This is a genomic window from uncultured Acidaminococcus sp. (assembly GCA_900538365.1).
Taxonomy (GTDB): Bacteria; Bacillota; Negativicutes; order Acidaminococcales; family Acidaminococcaceae; genus Acidaminococcus.
The window spans coordinates 29,690-50,839 of the sequence record UPXT01000011.1 but is presented as its reverse complement, the minus strand read 5'-3'; the positions used below and the strand labels follow the sequence as shown (position 1 = coordinate 50,839).

Genomic DNA, 21,150 nt, shown 5'->3' with positions numbered 1-21,150 from the left:
CCCCTTTATTTTGCAAGGACTATTTTTCCCTACCGAGAAACATTTTACGCTTAGGACACATCATGTGTTCCCGCTGGGCCTTATTTCACGATATAGGCGCTCGTGATTTCCGCGATATACTGGATATGACGGTCTTTATTGCCGTTTTTGTCTGCTGGATACCATTTGCCTTCACGTTGAGCAAGGTTTTCCAAGGCTTCGACCTGACGGAAGAGAACCTTGCATTCAAAGGTTAGGGGAAGTTCCTTGAATGCCGGTGCCTTGACGGTTTCGCCCGGCTGTGCCGTCAGGTTCAGGGCCTTGATCTTATCAAGGTCACGCCCCGACTTTGACCCGCAGACCTTTATGATTTCAGGATCCACAGTGCCTAAGGGAACATTTACCGTAAATTCTCCCGATGCGTCGAGAAAGTCCCGGGTCAAGCGGCTTTCCCGCACATAGACTGTGAGGACGGGCTTGCCCCAGTTGGTGCCTAGGGCACCCCAGCCGATGACCATGGTGTTCATGGCGCCTTTTTTTCCCGTTGAAAGGAGAACCCCTTTGGGGAGGGCCTGCATCAAGGTTTCAGCATAGGAAAAAGGTTCAATGTGTTCATTCATGGGAATGTACCTTCTTTCTTATGATTCTTACATTTTCATTATAACAAAAGCTGTCAATGGTGCTTGCAAGGCCGGAAAGCCTTCGTTATACTGAAAGGGAAAATGGAAGGAGGATTCCTATGAAAAAGACTGTCGTTTCCCTTCTGATGGCTGGCCTGCTTCTTATTGGCGTGCCCGCCCTTGCGCAGGAAGGGGATCTGCCCGATCCCCAGTGGCAGGCTGTCGTCACGGAACAGGGCGGCACCCGCTGGGATCTTGATACAGCGACCATCATGAAGCGCGGTGAGGGCCGCGTGGCAGGCTTCCGCAAGACACAGACCGATGGGTCGTATGCGCTTACCCTCGGCCTTTTTATGAAGGACCGCCGTATGGCGCCTATTATGAAGCTTTCTGTAACGAAAGATCATGAAATCAAGGAGCGGTGGCGCGCGGAAAAAGAGGAGTGGGTGACCATTGAAACGGGTTCCGCCTTGGAGAAGGTTTATGACGCTGTCTGGAAGGCCCCCGTTTCTGAAACCCTTTCAAAAGACTCGAGCCACGCCTAAGGAAAGGAGCCGAAATGGGAAAGGAAATCGAAATGAAGCTCCTGACGACCCAAGCGGGATGCCACAGGCTCTTTACTTCAAGAACCGTCACGAAAACCGCTCTTTTGGCAACGAAAAAGCGCCTTACCCTTAACAATACCTACTATGATACAAAAGACGGTGCCTTGAGCCGGGAACGCATGGCCTACCGCGTGCGCGTCACCGATGGCCGCGCTTATGAAGCGACCATCAAGACAAAGGGCACATCCACAGGGGGCCTTTCCGTCCGCGGCGAATTTACTGTGTCCCTAAAGGACGAAAGGCCTGTGACGGAAGGCTTTCCTCCCGATGTGACAAGGCATCTTAAGGACCTGCTTCATGGGGAGTCCCTCCTTCCGACCGTTACCATCACTTTTTTACGCCATGCTATGGACCTTGCAGTAGGAAAAAGCCGCGTTGAGCTTTCCCTTGATGAAGGAATCATAGAAAGCGGCAGCCACTCCCAGCCCCTTAGGGAGGTTGAACTTGAACTCAAAGAAGGCGACCCTGCTGCCCTCTTTGTGCTTGTCAGCCAGCTTGCAGGGGAGCTTCCCCTTTATCCGGAAGACCGGAGCAAGCTCGAACGGGGACTTTCCCTTCTTGCAGGAAAGGAGCCCCTAGAGCCCTGCGGGGATGCTGTCAAAGTGTCCGAAACCTTTGCCGGAGCTGCCCCTTTCCTTCGGGAAACCCTTCACGACCTAGGTGTTTTCTTTAACGGTACCGGCAAGGGCGCACTCATTGCTGACCGACTGGTCCTTGCTGCCGATTTTTGGAAAGAAAAGGCCATGGGCGGGGACGAGGCGGTGCGCCTTCGGGAAGCAACAGACCATTTTGGAACGGATGACGCTGTCTATCTGGAAAAAGATCTTGAAGAGGGGCGGACCGCTGCGCTGCTTTGGCAGTGCCTGGCCAAGGTTTGCAGCAAATCCCATGAGGAAGAAAGCCGTTTCCAGGAGGAACTTCCCCGGGTAAAAAAATAAAAGTCAAAAAATCAAAAAAGTATTTGACATTTTGACTTTTGACGGGTACAATAAACCCAGGAAGTGCGAAATGACTTCCTGGGTCTTTTCCTTTTAAAGATCCTATTTTTTTAGAAGGGATGGGGCGACGTAAACCAAGTCAAGATCATGATGAGTTTTATGATGGCGTCTGGCAGGGCCCAGATGACAGCGACTGCAGCAAGGACGGCCAGAAGTCCTATGATGAGATAAAACTTCTTTGTGAAGCGGTCCATCAGGACTTCCGTATTGAGCAGCTCGTAGCAGCGCTGGAGCACCTTTAGTTTGGTGTCGATGTTTTCCCGCCATACATCAGCCCGCAAAAGATACATGTACCGGGCGTAGACGCGGGCGTTGAAGACATCCTCTGTAACCTGGAGGGCGTTATCCACATTGCTCGTAAGGACACTCATGTCGGCCATGACCTCCATGAGTTCATTGCGGACCTTGCGGAAGGTCTTAGCCTTACCGTGGGATCCGGGTTCCGTTGCTTTGTCGATTTCGTCGTATGTGCTGTCGATGGCCTTCCGGAGGGCATCATCGTAGTAGCGCAGTTCGAGGAACTGGGCATTGGCAAATTCAAGGAGATCTGGCAGGTCCGTGCTTCCCGTCCGGTCCAGCATGATTGCCGTATCCCACGTCAGGTAGATGACATCGTCCTTGCTGTAGGAGAAGCGATTTACGAGGGCATCCTTCCTCGTTTCTTCGCTGAGCGGCGTCTTGTCCTTCATGATGAGGGCCGCCAGGTCCCAATCAGGGAGCTTGTCCTTGAAATAGTAGACAACAAAATCTTCATCAAAGTCGGAAATTCGCATCTTCGTGCACGCCGGACGGATTGTATCTGTGACGGCGTCGATGTATTCACGGACCACGTTTTCCGGCAGGGAGTCGACAGCAATGGTCAGGTCTTGGTATTTTTCATAGGAAATGTTTTCCGGGACTTCTAAATGGAAGATGAGACTGACGACGCCAATGTCGAAGATGCGGGCCTTGATGACCGCTGTGTATTGGTCCCCGGCAAATTCCATATCATGGGTTCCCAGTTCAACAAGGACCGGGGGATTCTGGAAACTGATGGAGTTTGGCGCATTCTTTTCAAAGCGCAGACGGGACGCAATCTTGTTCCGGCTGGTCCAGATGGCTTCCACGACGTTGAGGTCGATTTCATCGGCGACGTCGAAAAGGTGGTAAAGGATAATGGATGAATTCATAAAAGCCTCCTTAACTAGGCAGCAGTTAAAGCAAAGTTCCTATCATCCTTTTTCGACAGCAGCCTTGTTTTTCCTTCCTATCAGGAAGATTACATAAAGGCGTTTTGCGCGCCTTCCCCTTCGGGGGATTGGTAACAGGGGTGTTTCCCCATTTTCGCGGCCCTTGGGCCCTTATCCATAGATATAAATTTTAGGCAGCATGCGGAGGTGTTTATGATGCAGCCAGAACGTTTCAGTGAAGAAGTCAAAAGTTTATTGGAAGCCAGTCAGCAGCAAGCTGTCATGAACTATAACCAAGAGGTGGGAACCGTCCATCTCCTGTCAGCCATGATGAGCGAACCTGATAGTTTCCTCCATTATGTCTTAAAGAGCCTTCATGTCGAGGAAAACGACTTCAGCCGTGACCTCAATCATTTGGTGAAGGCTGTCCCGTCCGTCAAGGGAACCGACCAGCTCAGTATGTCCACGGGGATGGCAAGGGTCTTTGCCCTAGCAGAAAAAGCAGCCGGTCAAAATAAGATTACCGGAGCCCATTTGCTTGCGGCCCTCTGTGAAGACGGCGACAGCGATGTGGTGTCCCTCTGCCGCAAGTACGGCATTACCCGTTCGGCCATCCGCGGTCTCGTCGATCGGTATGAAGGTGGCAAGGACAGCGAGGAAAACCGCAAGACCTTGGAAAAATATGGGCAGGACCTGACGGCCAAGGCCCGTAAGGGCGCCCTTGATCCGGTCATCGGCCGTGACGACGAAATCCGCCGTACCGTTGAGATCCTGTCTCGTCGGAAAAAGAACAACCCTGTTCTCATTGGGGAACCGGGTGTTGGCAAGACGGCTATTGTAGAAGGCCTTGCCCGCCGGATCGTGGCAGGTGACGTGCCCGAATCCCTAAAGAACAAGACCCTCTATGCCCTGGACCTTGCCTCCCTTGTTGCCGGGGCCAAGTACCGCGGCGAATTTGAAGAGCGCTTGAAGAAAGTCCTCAAGATCGTTGCCGATTCGGCCGGTCAGATCATCATGTTCATTGATGAGCTCCATACCGTCGTCGGAGCCGGTGCTTCCGAAGGGTCCATGGATGCTGGCAATATCCTGAAACCGATGCTGGCCCGCGGTGAGCTTCGCTGCATTGGGGCAACGACCCTTAATGAGTATCGGAAATATATTGAAAAGGACAGCGCTCTGGAACGCCGGTTCCAGCCCGTCCTTGTCAAGGAACCGAGCGTCGAGGACACGGTTTCCATCCTGCGTGGCTTGAAGGAACGCTATGAAGTCCATCATGGGGTCCGCATCAAGGATTCCGCCCTTGTGGCCGCGGCTGCGCTTTCAAACCGCTATATCAGTGAACGGTTCCTGCCGGATAAGGCCATCGACCTCGTCGATGAAGCGGCAGCCCGTCTGCGTACAGAAATTGATTCCATGCCGACGGAACTGGATGAAAGCCGCCGCCGTATGCTCCAGCTCCAGATTGAGGAACAGGCCCTTTCTAAAGAAGAAGATAAGCAGTCGGCTGACCGTCTCGAAAAGATCCGTGAGGAACTGAAAGAGATGAAAGCAAAGAATGATAAGATGACGGCTCGCTGGCAGGAAGAAAAGGCCGGTATTGCCAAGGTTCGCCAGGTCAAGAAAGCCATTGACCAGGTGAAGAAGGATATGGAAACGGCCGAGCACGATTATGATCTCAACAAGCTTGCCGAACTTAAGTATGGCCGTCTGCCGGATCTGCAGAAACAGCTCCAGGAACTTGAAAAAGAAGAACATGCAGAGGACCGTCTCCTCAAGGAAGAAGTCGACGAAGACGATATCGCCAAAGTCGTCAGCACCTGGACGGGGATCCCTGTGAGCCGTCTTATGGAAGGCGAAAAGAAGAAACTGGCGCACCTGGATGAAGTCCTCCATCAGCGGGTCATCGGTCAGGATGAAGCCGTGAAGGCTGTCTCCGAAGCCGTTATCCGCGCTCGCGCCGGTATCAAGGATCCTAATAAGCCCATTGGTTCCTTTATCTTCCTGGGTCCGACGGGTGTCGGCAAGACGGAACTTGCCAAGAGCCTTGCCGAGGTACTCTTCAACGATGAAAAGAGCATCATCCGCATCGATATGAGTGAATACATGGAAAAGCACACCGTAAGCCGCCTGATTGGTGCGCCTCCGGGATATGTAGGGTATGAAGAAGGCGGTCAGCTTACGGAAGCCGTGCGCCGTCATCCTTATTCGGTGATTCTTTTTGATGAAATCGAAAAAGCCCATGCCGACGTCTTCAACGTCCTCCTCCAGGTCCTTGATGATGGCCGCCTGACCGATGGCCAGGGCCGTGTCATCGACTTTAAGAATACCCTCATCATCATGACGAGTAACCTTGGGTCCCATGAAATCATGGAACATAAAGGTGAAATCAGCCATGAACAAGTGCGCAGTATGCTGATGAAGTTCTTCCGTCCGGAATTCCTGAACCGCGTGGATGATATTGTCGTCTTCAAACCGCTCGGCGAGGATCAGATCCGCAGCATTGTCCGCCTTATCCTGGGCCAGCTGGGCAAACGCCTGCAAAGTCAGATGGAACTCACCCTTGAGGCCACTGATGAAGCTGTCAATGCCCTTGCCAAGGAAGGCTTCGATCCTGCCTTTGGCGCTCGTCCGCTAAAGCGTCTCATCGTCCACAGCGTGGAAACCATCGTCAGCCAGAAGATTGTCCAAGGCGACATCGTAAGCGGCGATCATCTGAAAGTCGTCCTGAAAAACGGCAAGATTGATGTAGTAAAGGCATAAGTCCTGATTGCTGGGAAGGCGTTCTCCTTCCCAGCAATTTTTATGTCTAGGTTTTTTGGGGAAAAACCTTTGTGAACTCGTTGTAAATGAGTTCACAGAGTGGGGGTTCCGTTGTATAATAGAAAGGAATTTGATGAATCGCCAAGGAGGATTTCCATGAAAAAATTACTCACCCTTGTTACGCTTCTTATGACGCTCCTTGCCGTTCCTTTTACGGCAAGTGCAGAGCGCAGCGGCGCCAAAGCAAGCGGCGTTCCTTTCAATAAGACCAAGGTTGTCTATCTCAAGAGCCTCGAAAAGGCTGATGGGGAATTTGTCAAGAATAATCCCCAGTTCAGCCGTGATGAGGATGCGGTCCGCCTGACCTATCTCGGGCTCCAGAAATCCTTGAAGGATGAAGGCGTGACGCTTTATAACAATCCTGTCATGCTGCCTGACCGCTACCTGAGACAGACCCTGACCATGCAGGTCGTTGTCAATTTTGCCGGTACCGTGCCCCTCGAGGGAGAAGCGGCTCAGGAAGCCATCAAGGACAAACGGGAACCTGTGGAATCCCTGGCTTCCCTTTCTTTCCTTGTTACGAAAGGAGATGCACCGGTCTACCGTATGACCGACGTGCGCACGAGCAAGGAAAAGAACCTGGAAGAACTCATTCGGGATATGACAAAAGATGCAGCAAACGAAATCACGAATAATCGCATGAAACTAAAAGACGTAAAATAAGCTTGCCGAGAGGCTGTGAGAAATGAGCGCATCATTTCCTCGCAGTCTCTTTTTGTATGGCCAGGCGGTGGGAGGATTTTGATGCTGGGGTGCTATGACGCTGTGATGTTGGGCCGCTCTGCTGCTTTGTCACTGAAATCGGGGCAGCCGGATTCCTTACGTTGGGATTGGAGTCCCACAAAAGACTGTACTGCCTGCCCCAAACCGCCCCCTAACGGGGAAAAGGGGCCGCATTAAATTCACACCCAACCATGTTTCTTGGACGTTAGCTGTCGCTTCAAAAGCGTCCTTCGAAACTCCGGGCGAATCTGCCTGGCTCCTGCTCGTAAGGAAACGTCACGCTGCTTTTCATCCACTACCGAAAACGGGAAATTTTGTTGATAACTGCTTACGGATATTTTTACACAACATGAGTGCCCATAAATTTTGTTAGCGGCCCCGGCGTACACGAAAACGGGTCCTTTTGCGGCGGAGCATGCCATCATTGGCATCAGATCAATCTTTTAAAAGCCAATGACGACACAGGGCTTCATCGAATCGGCGCGATTTATGCGCCGAGTAAAACGACACACCTCTACCCTTGCGGCAAACCCATTTAAAAGATATAATTCTATGAGTATCATCGTGAGACCAGCCCGGTTACCCGCCCTGTGTCCCCCTTGAGGAAAGGATGGACGATATCTATGCCGATACCTCTTGCTCTTTGGGCTGCTGCCGGAATTGGAGCAGCGGGCATGAAGCTCTACCTGAACCTGAACAGTCCTGAAACCGTCGTGCACAATGCGACAGAGCGTTATAACGAAGAACGCTATAAATTCTATAAACAAATGGAAAGGCTCGTTCCTCTTATCGAGGAATTGGGCCGTTTGAAGTTATCTACGTGGTCCAAGTACACTGCGATGTTTGACACGCTGGATAAGATCATCAATCTCCCCGGTCATTATACCTACAAGAGCCACAAGAACCTCCACATGCTGCCCCAGGATGTGCGTAAGCTGCGGAAGGTGGCAGACGTCGTGAAACGGATCCATACGGACCATCTTGATATTGAAGGGACGGGCATGCTGACCATTGTGGCCCTTCAGGGCGGAGCGGCCAGTGATTACAGCCAGACGGCCCTGGCCGAAGGAGAGTCGCGCCTCATTCTCGAACAAATCATGGAACAGCCTCTTTATACATCTGAATGCGGCGTCCTTGACGAAGAGCAGGTCCTTTGTGCCGTCATGGATTTTCCTAAAGTCATGCCCCGTGGTTATTTCAAGGACCGTCATGGCAGGAAGCGGGAACGCAAGGTTTCCAAACGGGCGGCCCGTCGTTACAAGGAACTGACGGATAAGGAATCGGTCCGCCTTGCCGACGCGACAGCGCGGGCTGATCGCCTCTATCACGTTGTGACCCATGTCCTGGGCTATATGAAGCCGCTCAAGAAGGAACATGATGAACAGCTTGATTTTTTCACGGCACTCATCAAGGAAAACAATGATTACGATCAGTTTACGCTGGAACAGAAGGACCGTCTCAATTTTGGCGTTACCTTGGGTTTTGTCCTGCGTGAACTGGCCCGGACCGATATCATCATCAAAAACGGGAATGTTCCCATCATCAATACTTCGGCCCTGCGGGCGGTTTATGCCCGGGCCAAGGATCTGATGCCTGCGGAAGAAATGCCCTATCAGATATAAGAAAGGAAGAATTCCATGATCAGTACAAAAGGTTTCAAAGCCTACGATATCCGCGGCGTCGTTCCCAGCGACGTCAATGAAGAGCTTGCTTACGCCTTGGGCCGCAGCCTTGCCTTTTATCTCAAGGCAAAGACCCTTGTCGTAGGTCACGACATCCGTCTGAGCGGGCCCAGCCTGCGCGACGCCGCCGTACGCGGGATGCGTGACATGGGGACGAATGTCATCGATCTTGGTCAGTGCGGTACGGAAATGATTTATTTTGCGGTTTTTCATCTTAAGGCTGACGGCGGCATGATGATCACGGCAAGTCATAATCCTGCCGAATATAATGGCATGAAGCTTGTCCGCAGCGGTTCCCGTCCCATTTCGGGGGACACGGGACTGAAGGACCTTGCAGCCATGGTCGTAGATCCTGATTTTGAAACAAAATATCCCAAAGCCGCACAGCAGGGGAGCTATGAGCAGGTAGACATTGTCCCAAGTTATGTGGACCATCTCCTTAGCTATATCGATACCAAAGAGATTGCGACCCTAAACATCGTGGCTAATCCTGGAAATGGCGGAGCCGGTCCCATTGTAAAGGAACTGGCAAAGCACTTGCCCTGCCACTTTACGTATCTTAACGATACGCCGGACGGTCATTTCCCCAACGGCGTTCCCAATCCGCTCCTTGTTGAGAACCGTGATGCCACGAGCGACGCTGTCCGCCGGGAAGGGGCCGATCTTGGCATTGCTTGGGACGGGGATTTTGACCGCTGCTTCTTCTTTGATGAAAATGGACGCTTCATCGAAGGGTATTATCTTGTCGGTCTTTTTGCCTCTTACTTCCTCAAAAAGCATCCTGGCGCCAAGATTCTCTTTGACCCGCGTCTGATCTGGAATACGGAGGACATCATTGCCCGTGAAGGGGGATATCCTGTCCGCTGCAAGAGCGGTCATGCCTTCATCAAGGAATGTATGCGTCGGGAACATGTCCTTTACGGTGGAGAAATGAGTGCCCACCACTATTTCGCCGATTTTTCCTACTGTGACAGTGGGATGATTCCTTGGCTCCTTGTCATTTCTCTCATGTCGACATCGGGCCTTAGTCTTGCTGAAATGGTGGACGCCCGCATCCGCGAATATCCTTGCAGCGGGGAAATCAACCGCAAAGTGGGGGATGCCGATGCCATCATGGAATCCCTGTCGGCACGCTTTAAATCCGGCATCCAGGACCATATGGACGGGCTTAGCGTCGTCTATGATGAATGGCGCTTCAACCTTCGTAAGTCCAATACGGAACCCGTGGTGCGGCTCAATGTTGAAACAAGAGGAGATCGGGAACTTCTCGAACAAAAGACCCGTGAGCTTCTGGACCTCATCCAGGGCGAGAAAGCATAAGGAGGCAGCAGTATGAACGTTCTTGTTACAGGCGGGGCCGGTTACATTGGGTCCCATGTCATTGATGACCTCATCCAATCTGGTTATACACCGATAGTTTATGATAATTTCAGTACCGGCCATGCCGAAGCGGTTCCTGAAACGGTACAGCTCATCCAAGGGGATCTTCATGATTTCACCTTCCTGAAACATATCATGGGCCAATACGAAATCGATGCCGTCCTGCACTTTGCGGCAAGTTCCCAGGTCGGCGAGTCCATGGTCGATCCGGGAAAATATTACTATAACAATGTGGCTGGTACGTTGGGCCTTCTTGACGCCATGCGGGAAAGCGGCGTCGAGTTTATCGTCTTTTCGTCGACGGCGGCCGTTTACGGGGAACCGGACCAGGTTCCCATTACGGAAGACATGCCCCTTCATCCAACGAATGTCTATGGCCGGACAAAACTCATGATCGAAAACATGCTGCGGGACTACAGCATGGCCTACGGCCTTCGTTATGTAGCCCTGCGCTACTTCAATGCTGCTGGCGCGTCCCTTTTGGGAAATATCGGGGAAGACCATAATCCGGAAACCCATCTTATTCCCCTGACCATCCAAGCCGCCCTTGGTAAGCGTGATGCCATTTCCATCTTTGGCACGGACTACGATACCCCTGACGGCACGTGTCTTAGGGATTACATCCATGTGAAGGACCTGGCCTCTGCTCATATCCTTGCCCTGAACCATCTCGTCAAGGGCGGTGCAAGTCGGGTCTACAATCTGGGAACCAAAACGGGACTTTCTGTCCGGGAAATCATCAATGCCGTCAAGGAAGTAACGGGCCGTGACTTCATGGTAAAGGAAGAAAAACGCCGTGCTGGCGATCCTGCACGCCTCATTGCCTCCAGCGAAAAAATTGCAAAGGAACTCCATTGGAAGCCTGAACACAGCAGCGTCAAGGAAATTGTGGAAACGGCCTGGCGCTGGCATAGCGGCCATCCCAATGGATATCGCTGAGCCTTATGGATATCCTGGTAACCGTCGATCATCTCGCCAAAAGCTTTGGTGCCCATGATATCTTTGACAAGGTGAGCTTTACCATTCGCCAAGGGGAAAAGCTAGGCCTTGTCGGCGTCAACGGCAGCGGCAAGACGACGCTTCTGCGCTGCCTCATGGATCCCTCCTTTGCTGATAAGGGAACTGTCCAATATGCCGGAGAAATTCGCGTTGGCTACGTGGAACAGGGATTTGACAATATCGAAGACGAAACCATCTGGGAGTTCATGCTCCGTTCCTGCCCGGATATTCTTTCCCTCCGGGAAAAGATGAAGGACCTTGAGCGGGAAAGCGGCGAAAAGACCGGGGAGGCCCTAAAGGATGTCCTGGACCGCTACGGCCGTGTGGAAGCCCGCTATGCCCATTTGGATGGGTATCACTACGAAAATAACATCAAGCGGGTCCTGATTGGACTGGGCTATCCGGAATCCACTTGGGAGCACAACGCCCTGGCCCTTTCGGGCGGGCAGAAAACGCGCCTTCAGCTGGCGGCAGCCCTTGTCAATTCGCCGGACCTGCTCGTCCTCGACGAACCGACAAACCACTTGGATATTGTCATGAGTGAATGGCTTGAAAAATACCTCCGTGAGTTCCGCGGCGGTGTCCTCATCATCTCCCATGACCGGGCCTTCCTTGATGCCATTGCAGAAGGCATCCTTGAAATGGAAGGAGGGACCCTGCACCGCTATAAAGGAAACTATTCCCGCTATGTGGAGCAAAAAGAGCTCCAGGTCCTTTCCCAGACCCGGGCCTATGAAGCACAGCAGGAAACCATCCGACGCACGGAAGATTATATCCGACGCTATAAGGCGGGCATCAAAAGCAAGATGGCCCGGGGACGCCAGTCCCAGCTGGACCGGATGGAACGCATCGACGCGCCCATAAAGGAAGAATCTTTTACGCTGCGTCTGCCCCATGCCGCCGAATCAGCGGAAAAGGTCATCATGCTGGAACATCTTTCTGTTGGCTATGAAGGAAACGTCCTTTTGAGCGACATTGACCTTGTCCTGCGCCGTGGGGAAAAGGTGGCCATCATCGGGCCCAATGGGAGCGGCAAGTCAACCCTCCTAAAAACCATCCTTCAGGAGATTCCGCCCCTTCGCGGCGAAGCAAAGATTGGAAACCGTGTGAAGATTGGCTACTTTTCCCAAAGCTATGAGCGCCTTGAACCCCAACAGACCATTCTCGACAACTTCCTTACGGAGTATGGCCTGACGGATGAACAGACGCGCCGCCTCTTGGGCAGCATGCTCTTTCGTGGGGAAGACGTCTATAAAACCATCGGGAGCCTTTCCGGCGGTCAGAAAGCCCGTCTGGTCCTGTTGAAACTGGTCCTTGACGGCGCCAATTGCCTCGTTCTTGACGAACCGACAAACCATCTTGACATCATGGCCAAAGAAGCTGTCGAAGCCGCCCTAGAGACCTTTGACGGCACGGTCCTTCTCGTCACCCACGACCGCTATCTCGTTAACGAAGTGGCAGGCCGCATCTGGGCTGTTGAAAAGGGGCGCCTCACGAATTATAACGGCAATTTCGACTTCTATCTGGAAGAGCGGGACAAATGCCAACAGCGGGAAGCGTCGCTTCCAGAAGTCCCTCAGCGGGCACCGAAGGAAGAACCGAAAAAACTTGATGTGCCAAAGCGCCGTCCCCACGAGGAAAAATCCAAGAACCAGCGGATCTATACACCGGCCGAGGCAGAAAAACTCCTGCCCGAAGTGGAACTGAAGATCCGTGAACACGAGGCCCTGCAGAAGGTCCTAAGTCAGCAGATTGCCGATCCTGAAAACCAGATAGACCTCGAAAAAAGTGCGGCCCTTGCCGCGGAATACGAAAAGGAGCAGCAGCTCATTGACGGCTTCATGGAAAAATGGGAAGCCCTTATGGAGGCCCTTGAATGACAGCATTATCCATTGACAGTTTCATAAAAGCCCTGCAGGGCTATCACAGCGATACGGCCTTCAATCCATGGGCCGATTACGACCCCCAGTGTGACCTTGGGCCCCAGGCGCCCCTCATCCGGGCAGCCAATCTGAGACGCTATTTGACGCTCCGCAAGGAGGCCCGCTTTCTTTTCATTGCCGAAGGACTGGGCTACCAAGGCGGCCACTTTTCGGGCATGGCCATGACGAGTGAACGCATCCTTTTGGGTCATCACCCCAGCGTGCGGCCCCTTGTGGTTCTGGGCGAGGATTACCCTTACCAAAGGACAAGCAATCCTAAGTCGCCCCTGTTAAACCGCATGCAACGGGAAAAAGGCTTCAATGAACCGACGGCGACCGTCATGTGGGGGGAACTTGCGGCCCAGGAACTGGCCCCTTTCCAGACGATTTTGTGGAACATCTATCCCTTCCATCCCTATAAACCGTCGGGTATCCTGACAAACCGCACGCCGACGCCGAAAGAGCTTGACGAAGGCATTGTATTTGCCCGCATGATCCTTGCCCTTGTGCCGGGGATGCGCGTCATTGCCATTGGGCGAAAAAGTGCGGACACGCTCCAGAAGTATGGCGTAGCCTGTGAAGCGGTGCCCCATCCTTCCATGGGCGGGGCCACGCGCTTCCGCAGTGCTGTGGACGCCCTGTTTCAATCTAAATAGGCATTTTTGGAGGTAACATGGAAAGCACCATTGCCGGTATGACTAAGGAAGAAGTCCTCAAGATTTCCCTCACGTGCGGGAAACTGCTCCTGACAAGCGGCGCCGAAACCTATCGTGTGGAAGATACAATGACGCGCATCTGCGCCCTCAAGGATATGCAGATTGCTGCTGTCAGTACGCCGTCATGGATCATGGTGGGCGACGAAACCGTGGACGGGACCAGTATGGTCTCCCGCGTCACGCGGCGGGGGACGGATCTCACCCTCATCAGCGAAGTGAACAACATTTCCTATCATATGCCTACGTGGGACCATTCTTTTGCTGAGACCATGGCCATGCTTGATGAACTGAGTACCCGTCCGTCACCGACCGCACTCTACAGCATGGTTTGGTCCGGTTTTGCCGGCGGCTTTTTTGCCGGTGTCATTGGCGGCAATTTCTGGGATTTTGTGGCAGCCTTCTTGGGGTCCTTCCTTTCTATGGCCTTCATCTGCCTCGTGCGGCCCTTCCGCCCCAGTAGTTTTTGGGAAACGACCATGGCAGGCGTCATCATCTGTTTTGTCACCTATATGTGTCACCTGTTCATTCCCGGTGTCACTATGGAATTTGCCATTGGCGGCGGGATCATGCCCTATTTGCCCGGCATGGCCTTTACCAATGGAATCCGGGACTTTATGGCCGGTGACCTCATGAGTGGAACGAGCCGGGCCGGCGAGGCCATTTTCCTTGTTGGCGGCATTGCCATCGGTATTGCGGCCTTCCTTGGCATCGTCTATCTTTAAGGAGGACCGCCATGAACGTCATCCTGACCATCGTGATCAAGACCATCTGTTCCTTTTTCGGAACCGTGGCTTTTGGCAAGATTTTTAACTGTCCTAAACACTGTCTTTATAAAGCGGGATTTGTCGGCGCTGTTGGGTTTGGCGTCTACATCATTCTCCTCAGTGGTTTTGGCGTCAGTTCCATGCTCAGCAATTTTGCTGGAACCGTGGCCCTTTCCATCTGCAGTGAGCTCTTTGCCCGCTGGTACAAGGAACCTGTGCCTGTTTTTTCCATTCCCGGCGTCATTCCTCTTGTGCCGGGGCTGCCCCTTTATCGGGCCATGAACTATACGATGCAAAACGGCTACAGCATGGGCATGCATACCTTTGTTTCGGCGGCCCTTGATGCAACGGCTATCGCCATGGGTATTCTCCTTATCTCAGGTCTTGCCAAGGTTTATAAGACCAGTAAGCGCCTCGTATCGAAAAAGGTCCATCATTCCGATCGCTTGTAAAAAACGATTGCTTATAAAAAGCAGGAGTCCTTCCTTGGAAGGGCTCTTTTTGATTGGGCGCTTTACGATCTTTTGCCTTACCGTCTTTTGGCATCACAGCATCTTAGCTTCCTTCCATTCTTTCGCCTGACAGATAGAGGCGAAGGCTCGTGACAGCCCTTCAGAGCAGGCTATGAAGAAGAAAGCTCTTTGCACCCCGTAAGAAAAAAGACTATAATATCCCAAAAAGGAGGAATGCCCTATGGCCATCTATCATACGCTTACAAGAACCGTAAAGGAAAACCCCCGGACGGGAAGCATCATCAGTGATGCCATCATGGATCCCGAGACCCTCGGCAAGGGAGTCGAGATGTTTGCCCAGGTTACGCTGAAGCCAGGCTGTGCCGTTCCTATTCATCAGCATGTCGGCAACAATGAAACGTATTATCTGATTCAAGGCAGCGGTGAGTATACGGATGAAGATAAAAAAGTCACCGTCAAAGCAGGTGACGTGACCTTCTGCCCCGATGGCGGCACCCATGGCCTTTTGAATACAGGAAAGGACGATCTGGTCTTCATCGCCCTCATTGCTCATACCATCGCCTGAGTCAATGCTTCATATAAATGGCGCTGATATTACCCAAAAGGCCTATTCCGCATCATATAGGATGGATGACGCGCTAAATAAGCCTTTGACCATTCCTTTTAGGACGAAGCATGGCAAGGCGCTTACCGTGACGCCAAATGAAGTGCCAGTGCTTGTGCCGCAAGAAGACAGTAAGGCTCGGCGCACCTCTCGTGAGGAAAGGGGGAGCCATCCTTCTTGGCGAGGGCCGACCGGAGATGATAAGAATCGGCGTTCTTTATCGGGAAGCCCATGATCTTTTGGGTAAAACGGGCCATGAAAAACTCCAGGCCTTGTGCCTTATCAAAAGCCAGCCGGCATCAAAGAAAAGGAAATGATGAAGCGGAGGAGAAAGGATTGTTCTTTCTTTTCCGCTTCAATTTTTTAAAACGTCAATGAAAGTTTTAAATGAATATGATAAAATATATTTAAAATCCTCATAGGCAGCGTAACAATTTTCTTCTATTCCTCCTTAAAAATCCCTGAAATTGCACAGAAAAAGGCCATTTTGAGTGTCATATCAGGTCCGTGGCAGGCATACATGAAACACTAGGAACCGTGTAAACAAAGAATGGCATAAAATAAGGCATACAGCACCTAAAAATTTCTTGACAGGGTACGCGAGGAATGCTAGAATAGCATGGTGTCACAGGAGAAACTATGTCTTGACGGAGGTGCGCAATGTTTTTGGAAGAAGTAAAAAACGGCGCCCCGACTGTGGTTGGAGTGAAACAGACCCAGAAGGCCCTCGTCAAGGGAACTGCCCGCGGCGTCATCGTGGCGATGGATGCCAGTGATCACATCACAGGCCCCGTCAAGGCCTTGTGCGAGATCCATCAGGTTCCTGTGGAAACGGTCCCGACCATGCAGGAATTGGGCAAGGCCTGTGGGATCCACGTGGGAGCAGCCGTGGCGGCTGTTCTTGAAACTCGGTAAAATCTTCCGCTTGGGAGATTTTAATACATTAAATCTTATTCTTGAGAAAGGAGGTGCCGGAATGCCTACAATCAATCAGTTGATTCGTAAAGGTAGACAAGTTATTACTCAAAAATCCACGGCGCCAGCATTGAAAAATTCACCGCAAAAACGCGGTGTCTGCACGAGAGTGTACACCACCACTCCGAAGAAACCTAACTCTGCTCTTCGTAAGGTTGCTCGTGTCCGCTTGACCAATGGTATCGAAGTTACGGCTTACATTCCTGGTATTGGCCATAACCTGCAGGAGCACAGCGTAGTCCTCATCAGAGGCGGAAGAGTCAAGGACCTTCCTGGTGTTCGTTATCATATCATTCGTGGCGCATTGGATACTGCCGGCGTTGCTGACCGCAGCCAGGCTCGTTCCAAATACGGCGCTAAACGCCCGAAAGCAGCTAAGAAATAAGCACAATGCGTGAATGATTCATAACGAAGGAGGAATTACAGATGCCGAGAAAAGGTCCTGTAACGAAAAGAGACGTATTACCGGATCCAGTATATGGTTCCAAATTATTAACCAGATTCATCAACAAGATTATGCTCGACGGCAAAAAAGGTGTCGCTGAACGCATTGTCTATGATGCATTTGATCTGATCCATTCCAAAACGGGCAAAGACCCCATGGAAGTTTTCGATGCTGCCATGAAGAACGTCATGCCTACGTTGGAAGTTAAAGCTCGCCGCGTCGGCGGTGCCAACTACCAGGTTCCTGTTGAAGTCCGCGCTGACCGCAAGACCACTCTGGGAATTCGCTGGCTCGTCAACTATTCCCGCCTGCGTGGTGAAAAGACGATGTGCGAACGTGTTGCCGGCGAACTGATGGACGCTGCCAACAACACCGGTGCTTCTGTCAAAAAGCGTGAAGACACGCACAAGATGGCTGAAGCCAACAGAGCGTTTGCACATTATCGTTGGTAATCTTTACAACCAATCATTACAAGGAGGAGTAATCTGTGGGCAGAGAGTTTCCCTTAGATAAAATCAGAAATATCGGCATCATGGCACACATCGATGCTGGTAAGACGACCACCACGGAACGTATCCTGTTCTATACCGGTAAAACCCATAAAATCGGCGAAGTCCATGACGGCGCCGCGACCATGGACTGGATGGTTCAGGAACAGGAACGTGGGATCACGATTACTTCTGCTGCAACGACCTGTACCTGGAAAGGACATTCCATCAACATCATTGATACCCCGGGCCACGTTGACTTCACAGTTGAAGTTGAACGTTCCCTGCGTGTACTCGACGGCTCTGTTGCTGTATTCAGTGCCAAGGGCGGTGTTGAACCCCAGTCCGAAACGGTATGGCGTCAGGCAGAAGAATACAATGTACCGCGTATTGCGTACATGAACAAGATGGATACGACGGGCGCTGACTTCTTCAACGCCGTCCAGATGATGAAAGATCGTCTCGGCGCAAATGCTGTGCCTATCCAGATTCCGATGGGTGCTGAAGACCAGTTCAACGGTCTCATCGACCTCGTCAAGATGCAGGCTATCGTTTATGGCGATGACCTTGGCAAAGACGAAGAATTCGAACCGATTCCTGAAGAGTACGTCGAAGAAGCCCAAAAATGGCGCCAGAACCTCTTGGAAGCCGTTGCTGAAGGTGACGACGACCTGATGGAAAAATACCTTGAAGGCGAAGACCTCACGGAAGATGAAATCAACGCCACCATCCGTAAGATGACCTGTGCCTGCAAGATGTTCCCTGTCACCTGCGGTTCTTCCTATAAGAACAAAGGCGTGCAGCCTCTTCTGGATGCCATCATTGCTTACATGCCGGCTCCGACCGATGTAGCTGACATCAAGGGTGTGGATCCTGAAACGGGTGAAGAAACGACTCGTCCTTCCAGCGACGATGCTCCCTTTGCTGCCCTTGCCTTCAAGATCGCAACCGACCCCTATGTCGGCCGTCTGGCTTTCTTCCGTGTCTACTCTGGTAAGCTTTCTGCCGGCTCCTACGTCTACAACTCTTCCAAAGGCAAGAGAGAACGTATCGGCCGTATCCTGCGCATGCACTCCAACCATAGAACGGAAATCGAAGAAGTCTACGCTGGCGATATCGCAGCTGCCGTTGGTCTGAAAGATACGGGCACGGGCGATACGCTCTGCGATGAAAAGGCTCCGGTTATTCTCGAATCCATGGTCTTCCCCGAACCGGTTATTTCCGTAGCCATCGAACCGAAGACCAAGGCCGACCAGGAAAAGATGGGCATTGCCCTTGGCAAACTTGCTGAAGAAGATCCGACCTTCCGTGTCCGTACGGATCCTGAATCTTCCCAGACCATCATCTCCGGTATGGGTGAACTTCACCTTGATATCATCGTCGACCGTCTGAAGAGAGAGTTCCACGTTGACTGCACCGTAGGCAATCCGCAGGTTGCTTATCGTGAAACCATCCGCAAGGCTGTTAAGAGCGAAGGTAAATTCGTTCGTCAGTCCGGTGGTAAAGGTCAGTATGGTCACTGCTGGCTTGAACTGACTCCGCTCAAACCGGGCGAAGGCTTCAAGTTTGAAAACAAGATTGTCGGCGGTGCCATTCCTAAGGAATACATTGCACCTGTCCAGGCTGGTGTTGAAGAAGCCATGGAAAACGGTGTTGTGGCTGGTTATCCGATGGTTGATATCGGTGTTACCGTTTACGACGGTTCCTACCACGAAGTCGACTCTTCTGAAATGGCATTTAAGATTGCTGGTTCCATGGGCTTTAAGTCCGGTGCCGCCAAAGCTGACCCTGTTCTGCTCGAACCGTACATGAAAGTTGAAGTTACGGTCCCTGAAGAATACATGGGCGACGTTATCGGCGACCTGAACTCCCGCCGTGGCCGCATCGAAGGCATGGAAGCAAGAAGCGGTGCCCAAGTCATTTCCGCTTTCGTTCCCCTGTCTGAAATGTTCGGGTATGCAACGGACCTTCGTTCCAAGACCCAGGGCCGTGGCAACTACTCCATGGAAGTCGACCATTACGAAGAAGTTCCTAAGAACATCGCGGAAGCGATTGTTGCCAAAAATAAGGGAACGGCTGAATAAGCCCCAATTTTAGGAGGATTAGTACAATGGCTAAAGAGAAATTTGAAAGAACTAAACCCCATGTTAACATTGGTACCATTGGTCACGTTGACCATGGCAAGACGACCCTGACCGCTGCCATCACCAAAGTGCTGGCTGAAAAGGGCGGCGCCCAGTTCATGGACTACAACATGATCGATAAGGCTCCGGAAGAAAGAGAACGCGGAATCACCATCAACACCTCTCACGTTGAATACGAAACCGCTAAGAGACATTATGCTCACGTTGACTGCCCGGGCCACGCCGACTATGTCAAGAACATGATCACCGGTGCTGCTCAGATGGACGGCGCTATCCTCGTTGTTTCCGCAGCTGACGGCCCGATGCCCCAGACCCGCGAACACATCCTGCTTGCCCGTCAGGTTGGCGTACCTGCCATCGTTGTCTTCCTGAACAAATCCGACCAAGTTGACGATCCTGAACTGATCGAACTGGTTGAAATGGAAGTCCGTGAACTGCTGAGCCAGTACGACTATCCGGGAGATGAAATTCCTATCGTAGTCGGTTCCGCACTGAAAGCCCTGGAAGGCGACCCCGAACAGGAAGCCAACATCCTCAAACTGATGGATGCTGTTGACGAATACATCCCGACTCCGGAACATGACCTCACGAAACCGTTCCTGATGCCTGTCGAAGACGTCTTCACCATCACCGGCCGTGGTACGGTTGCAACGGGCCGTGTTGAACGTGGCGTCATCAAAGTCGGCGACACCGTAGAAATCGTTGGTCTGAAAGAAGAAAAGAAACAGACCGTTGCTACGGGCCTTGAAATGTTCCGTAAGACCCTGGATCAGGCTGAAGCCGGTGACAACATCGGTGCCCTGCTCCGTGGTATTGAAAGAAACGAAATCGAACGCGGCCAGGTCCTGTCCAAACCGGGCTCGATCCATCCGCATACGAAATTCAAAGGTCAGGTTTACGTACTGACCAAAGAAGAAGGCGGCCGTCATACTCCGTTCTTCAACGGCTACCGTCCTCAGTTCTACTTCAGAACGACCGACGTTACGGGCGTAGCTGAACTGCCGGAAGGGACCGAAATGGTTATGCCTGGCGACAACATCACCATGGATGTTGAACTGATCACGCCGATCGCTATCGAAAAAGGTCTGCGCTTTGCTATCCGCGAAGGCGGCCGTACCGTTGGCGCTGGTGTTGTTACCGAAATCGAAGAATAATCTTCGGAAAATCTTTAAAGCCCAAGCGAGGGGCTTGACAAAAGCCCCTCACTTCTTTATGTTATTATGGGCCCGCGATGAGGCAAGAGATGGCTTCCGTCCGAGAGGTCAGGAAGGGAACTTTTGCTGAGTATGTCCGTTCATTGAAACGTGGCGATTGGAGGAATTAAGCACAATGGCAAAGACTCAAAAAATCCGTATACGCCTGAAAGCGTATGACTACAAAGCACTGGACCTGAGCGCTTCCAAGATTGTGGAAACGGCAAAACGTACCGGTGCACAGGTTTCTGGTCCGATTCCGCTTCCTACGGAAAAGAACATCTACACGATCCTGCGTTCCCCTCATGTCAACAAGGACTCCCGTGAACAGTTCGAAATGAGAACCCACAAGAGACTCGTTGATATCCTGGAACCGACACCTAAGACGATCGACGCACTGACCCGCTTGGATCTTCCTGCTGGTGTAGATATTGAGATCAAAGCGTAAGGA

At 52.0% G+C, this 21,150-nt stretch carries 21 protein-coding genes; 18 read left to right on the top strand and 3 right to left on the bottom strand.

Annotated elements, in window-relative coordinates; genetic code table 11:
• Positions 1-80: 80 nt before the first annotated feature.
• Complete coding sequence (locus QZQ08_RS03880) at positions 81-599, bottom strand: flavin reductase family protein (RefSeq protein WP_296328119.1); 519 nt, start codon at positions 597-599, stop codon at positions 81-83.
• Between the two features lie 119 nt (positions 600-718).
• On the opposite strand from QZQ08_RS03880, the gene QZQ08_RS03875 reads away from it, so the two are divergent.
• Together QZQ08_RS03875 and QZQ08_RS03870 are read left to right on the top strand one after the other, a co-directional pair.
• Positions 719-1,144: a hypothetical protein gene (locus tag QZQ08_RS03875; RefSeq protein WP_296328116.1), complete on the top strand. Its 426-nt coding sequence runs from the start codon at positions 719-721 to the stop codon at positions 1,142-1,144.
• Positions 1,145-1,158: 14 nt separating this feature from the next.
• On the top strand, positions 1,159-2,142 hold the full coding sequence (locus QZQ08_RS03870) for a CYTH domain-containing protein (RefSeq protein WP_296328114.1): 984 nt from the start codon (positions 1,159-1,161) through the stop codon (positions 2,140-2,142).
• Between the two features lie 110 nt (positions 2,143-2,252).
• Here the strand turns inward: QZQ08_RS03870 and QZQ08_RS03865 are convergent, their stop codons facing one another.
• The gene (locus tag QZQ08_RS03865; RefSeq protein ID WP_296328111.1) at positions 2,253-3,371 is read right to left on the bottom strand and encodes a hypothetical protein; all 1,119 of its coding nucleotides are present in this window, start codon (positions 3,369-3,371) and stop codon (positions 2,253-2,255) included.
• A gap of 216 nt (positions 3,372-3,587) precedes the next feature.
• Here QZQ08_RS03865 and clpB point away from each other — a divergent pair, with 216 nt between their 5' ends.
• The 10 genes from clpB to QZQ08_RS03815 all read left to right on the top strand — a co-directional run bounded on the left by clpB (position 3,588) and on the right by QZQ08_RS03815 (position 15,415).
• Positions 3,588-6,131: an ATP-dependent chaperone ClpB gene (gene clpB / locus QZQ08_RS03860; RefSeq protein WP_366140929.1), complete on the top strand. Its 2,544-nt coding sequence runs from the start codon at positions 3,588-3,590 to the stop codon at positions 6,129-6,131.
• A 156-nt stretch (positions 6,132-6,287) separates the two neighbouring features.
• Positions 6,288-6,854 (top strand): hypothetical protein, encoded by a 567-nt coding sequence (locus QZQ08_RS03855; protein WP_296328105.1) that lies wholly within the window; start codon positions 6,288-6,290, stop codon positions 6,852-6,854.
• A gap of 683 nt (positions 6,855-7,537) precedes the next feature.
• Positions 7,538-8,536 (top strand): hypothetical protein, encoded by a 999-nt coding sequence (locus tag QZQ08_RS03850; protein ID WP_296328101.1) that lies wholly within the window; start codon positions 7,538-7,540, stop codon positions 8,534-8,536.
• Positions 8,537-8,551: 15 nt separating this feature from the next.
• Positions 8,552-9,916, top strand: coding sequence for a phosphomannomutase (locus QZQ08_RS03845; protein ID WP_296328099.1), 1,365 nt, complete (start codon positions 8,552-8,554; stop codon positions 9,914-9,916).
• 12 nt (positions 9,917-9,928) lie between these two features.
• On the top strand, positions 9,929-10,915 hold the full coding sequence (galE, locus tag QZQ08_RS03840; protein ID WP_296328096.1) for a UDP-glucose 4-epimerase GalE: 987 nt from the start codon (positions 9,929-9,931) through the stop codon (positions 10,913-10,915).
• Positions 10,916-10,920: 5 nt separating this feature from the next.
• Complete coding sequence (locus QZQ08_RS03835; RefSeq protein WP_296328093.1) at positions 10,921-12,855, top strand: ABC-F family ATP-binding cassette domain-containing protein; 1,935 nt, start codon at positions 10,921-10,923, stop codon at positions 12,853-12,855.
• Positions 12,852-13,553, top strand: a complete 702-nt coding sequence (locus tag QZQ08_RS03830) for a uracil-DNA glycosylase (RefSeq protein ID WP_296328090.1) — start codon at positions 12,852-12,854, stop codon at positions 13,551-13,553. The genes QZQ08_RS03835 and QZQ08_RS03830 overlap by 4 nt, the downstream gene beginning before the upstream one ends.
• A gap of 17 nt (positions 13,554-13,570) precedes the next feature.
• On the top strand, positions 13,571-14,335 hold the full coding sequence (locus QZQ08_RS03825) for a threonine/serine exporter ThrE family protein (RefSeq protein WP_296328088.1): 765 nt from the start codon (positions 13,571-13,573) through the stop codon (positions 14,333-14,335).
• A gap of 11 nt (positions 14,336-14,346) precedes the next feature.
• Positions 14,347-14,829 carry a threonine/serine exporter family protein gene (locus tag QZQ08_RS03820; protein ID WP_296328085.1) on the top strand — a complete coding sequence of 161 codons (483 nt, stop codon included), beginning with the start codon at positions 14,347-14,349 and terminating at the stop codon, positions 14,827-14,829.
• A gap of 241 nt (positions 14,830-15,070) precedes the next feature.
• Positions 15,071-15,415, top strand: coding sequence for a cupin domain-containing protein (locus QZQ08_RS03815; protein WP_296328082.1), 345 nt, complete (start codon positions 15,071-15,073; stop codon positions 15,413-15,415).
• 122 nt (positions 15,416-15,537) lie between these two features.
• Here QZQ08_RS03815 and QZQ08_RS03810 read toward each other — a convergent pair whose 3' ends face one another.
• The gene (locus QZQ08_RS03810; protein WP_296328078.1) at positions 15,538-15,711 is read right to left on the bottom strand and encodes a hypothetical protein; all 174 of its coding nucleotides are present in this window, start codon (positions 15,709-15,711) and stop codon (positions 15,538-15,540) included.
• 403 nt (positions 15,712-16,114) lie between these two features.
• Here QZQ08_RS03810 and QZQ08_RS03805 point away from each other — a divergent pair, with 403 nt between their 5' ends.
• The 6 genes from QZQ08_RS03805 to rpsJ all read left to right on the top strand — a co-directional run bounded on the left by QZQ08_RS03805 (position 16,115) and on the right by rpsJ (position 21,147).
• Positions 16,115-16,369 carry a ribosomal L7Ae/L30e/S12e/Gadd45 family protein gene (locus QZQ08_RS03805; RefSeq protein WP_296328074.1) on the top strand — a complete coding sequence of 85 codons (255 nt, stop codon included), beginning with the start codon at positions 16,115-16,117 and terminating at the stop codon, positions 16,367-16,369.
• A 61-nt stretch (positions 16,370-16,430) separates the two neighbouring features.
• A complete protein-coding gene (rpsL, locus tag QZQ08_RS03800; protein WP_296328129.1) occupies positions 16,431-16,814 on the top strand; it encodes a 30S ribosomal protein S12 in 384 nt (127 codons plus the stop codon).
• A 41-nt stretch (positions 16,815-16,855) separates the two neighbouring features.
• Positions 16,856-17,326 (top strand): 30S ribosomal protein S7, encoded by a 471-nt coding sequence (gene rpsG / locus QZQ08_RS03795; RefSeq protein WP_296328072.1) that lies wholly within the window; start codon positions 16,856-16,858, stop codon positions 17,324-17,326.
• A gap of 35 nt (positions 17,327-17,361) precedes the next feature.
• Positions 17,362-19,446 (top strand): elongation factor G, encoded by a 2,085-nt coding sequence (fusA, locus tag QZQ08_RS03790; protein ID WP_296328070.1) that lies wholly within the window; start codon positions 17,362-17,364, stop codon positions 19,444-19,446.
• A 26-nt stretch (positions 19,447-19,472) separates the two neighbouring features.
• Positions 19,473-20,660, top strand: a complete 1,188-nt coding sequence (gene tuf, locus QZQ08_RS03785) for an elongation factor Tu (RefSeq protein WP_296328068.1) — start codon at positions 19,473-19,475, stop codon at positions 20,658-20,660.
• 175 nt (positions 20,661-20,835) lie between these two features.
• Complete coding sequence (gene rpsJ / locus QZQ08_RS03780) at positions 20,836-21,147, top strand: 30S ribosomal protein S10 (protein ID WP_009015390.1); 312 nt, start codon at positions 20,836-20,838, stop codon at positions 21,145-21,147.
• Positions 21,148-21,150: the final 3 nt, after the last annotated feature.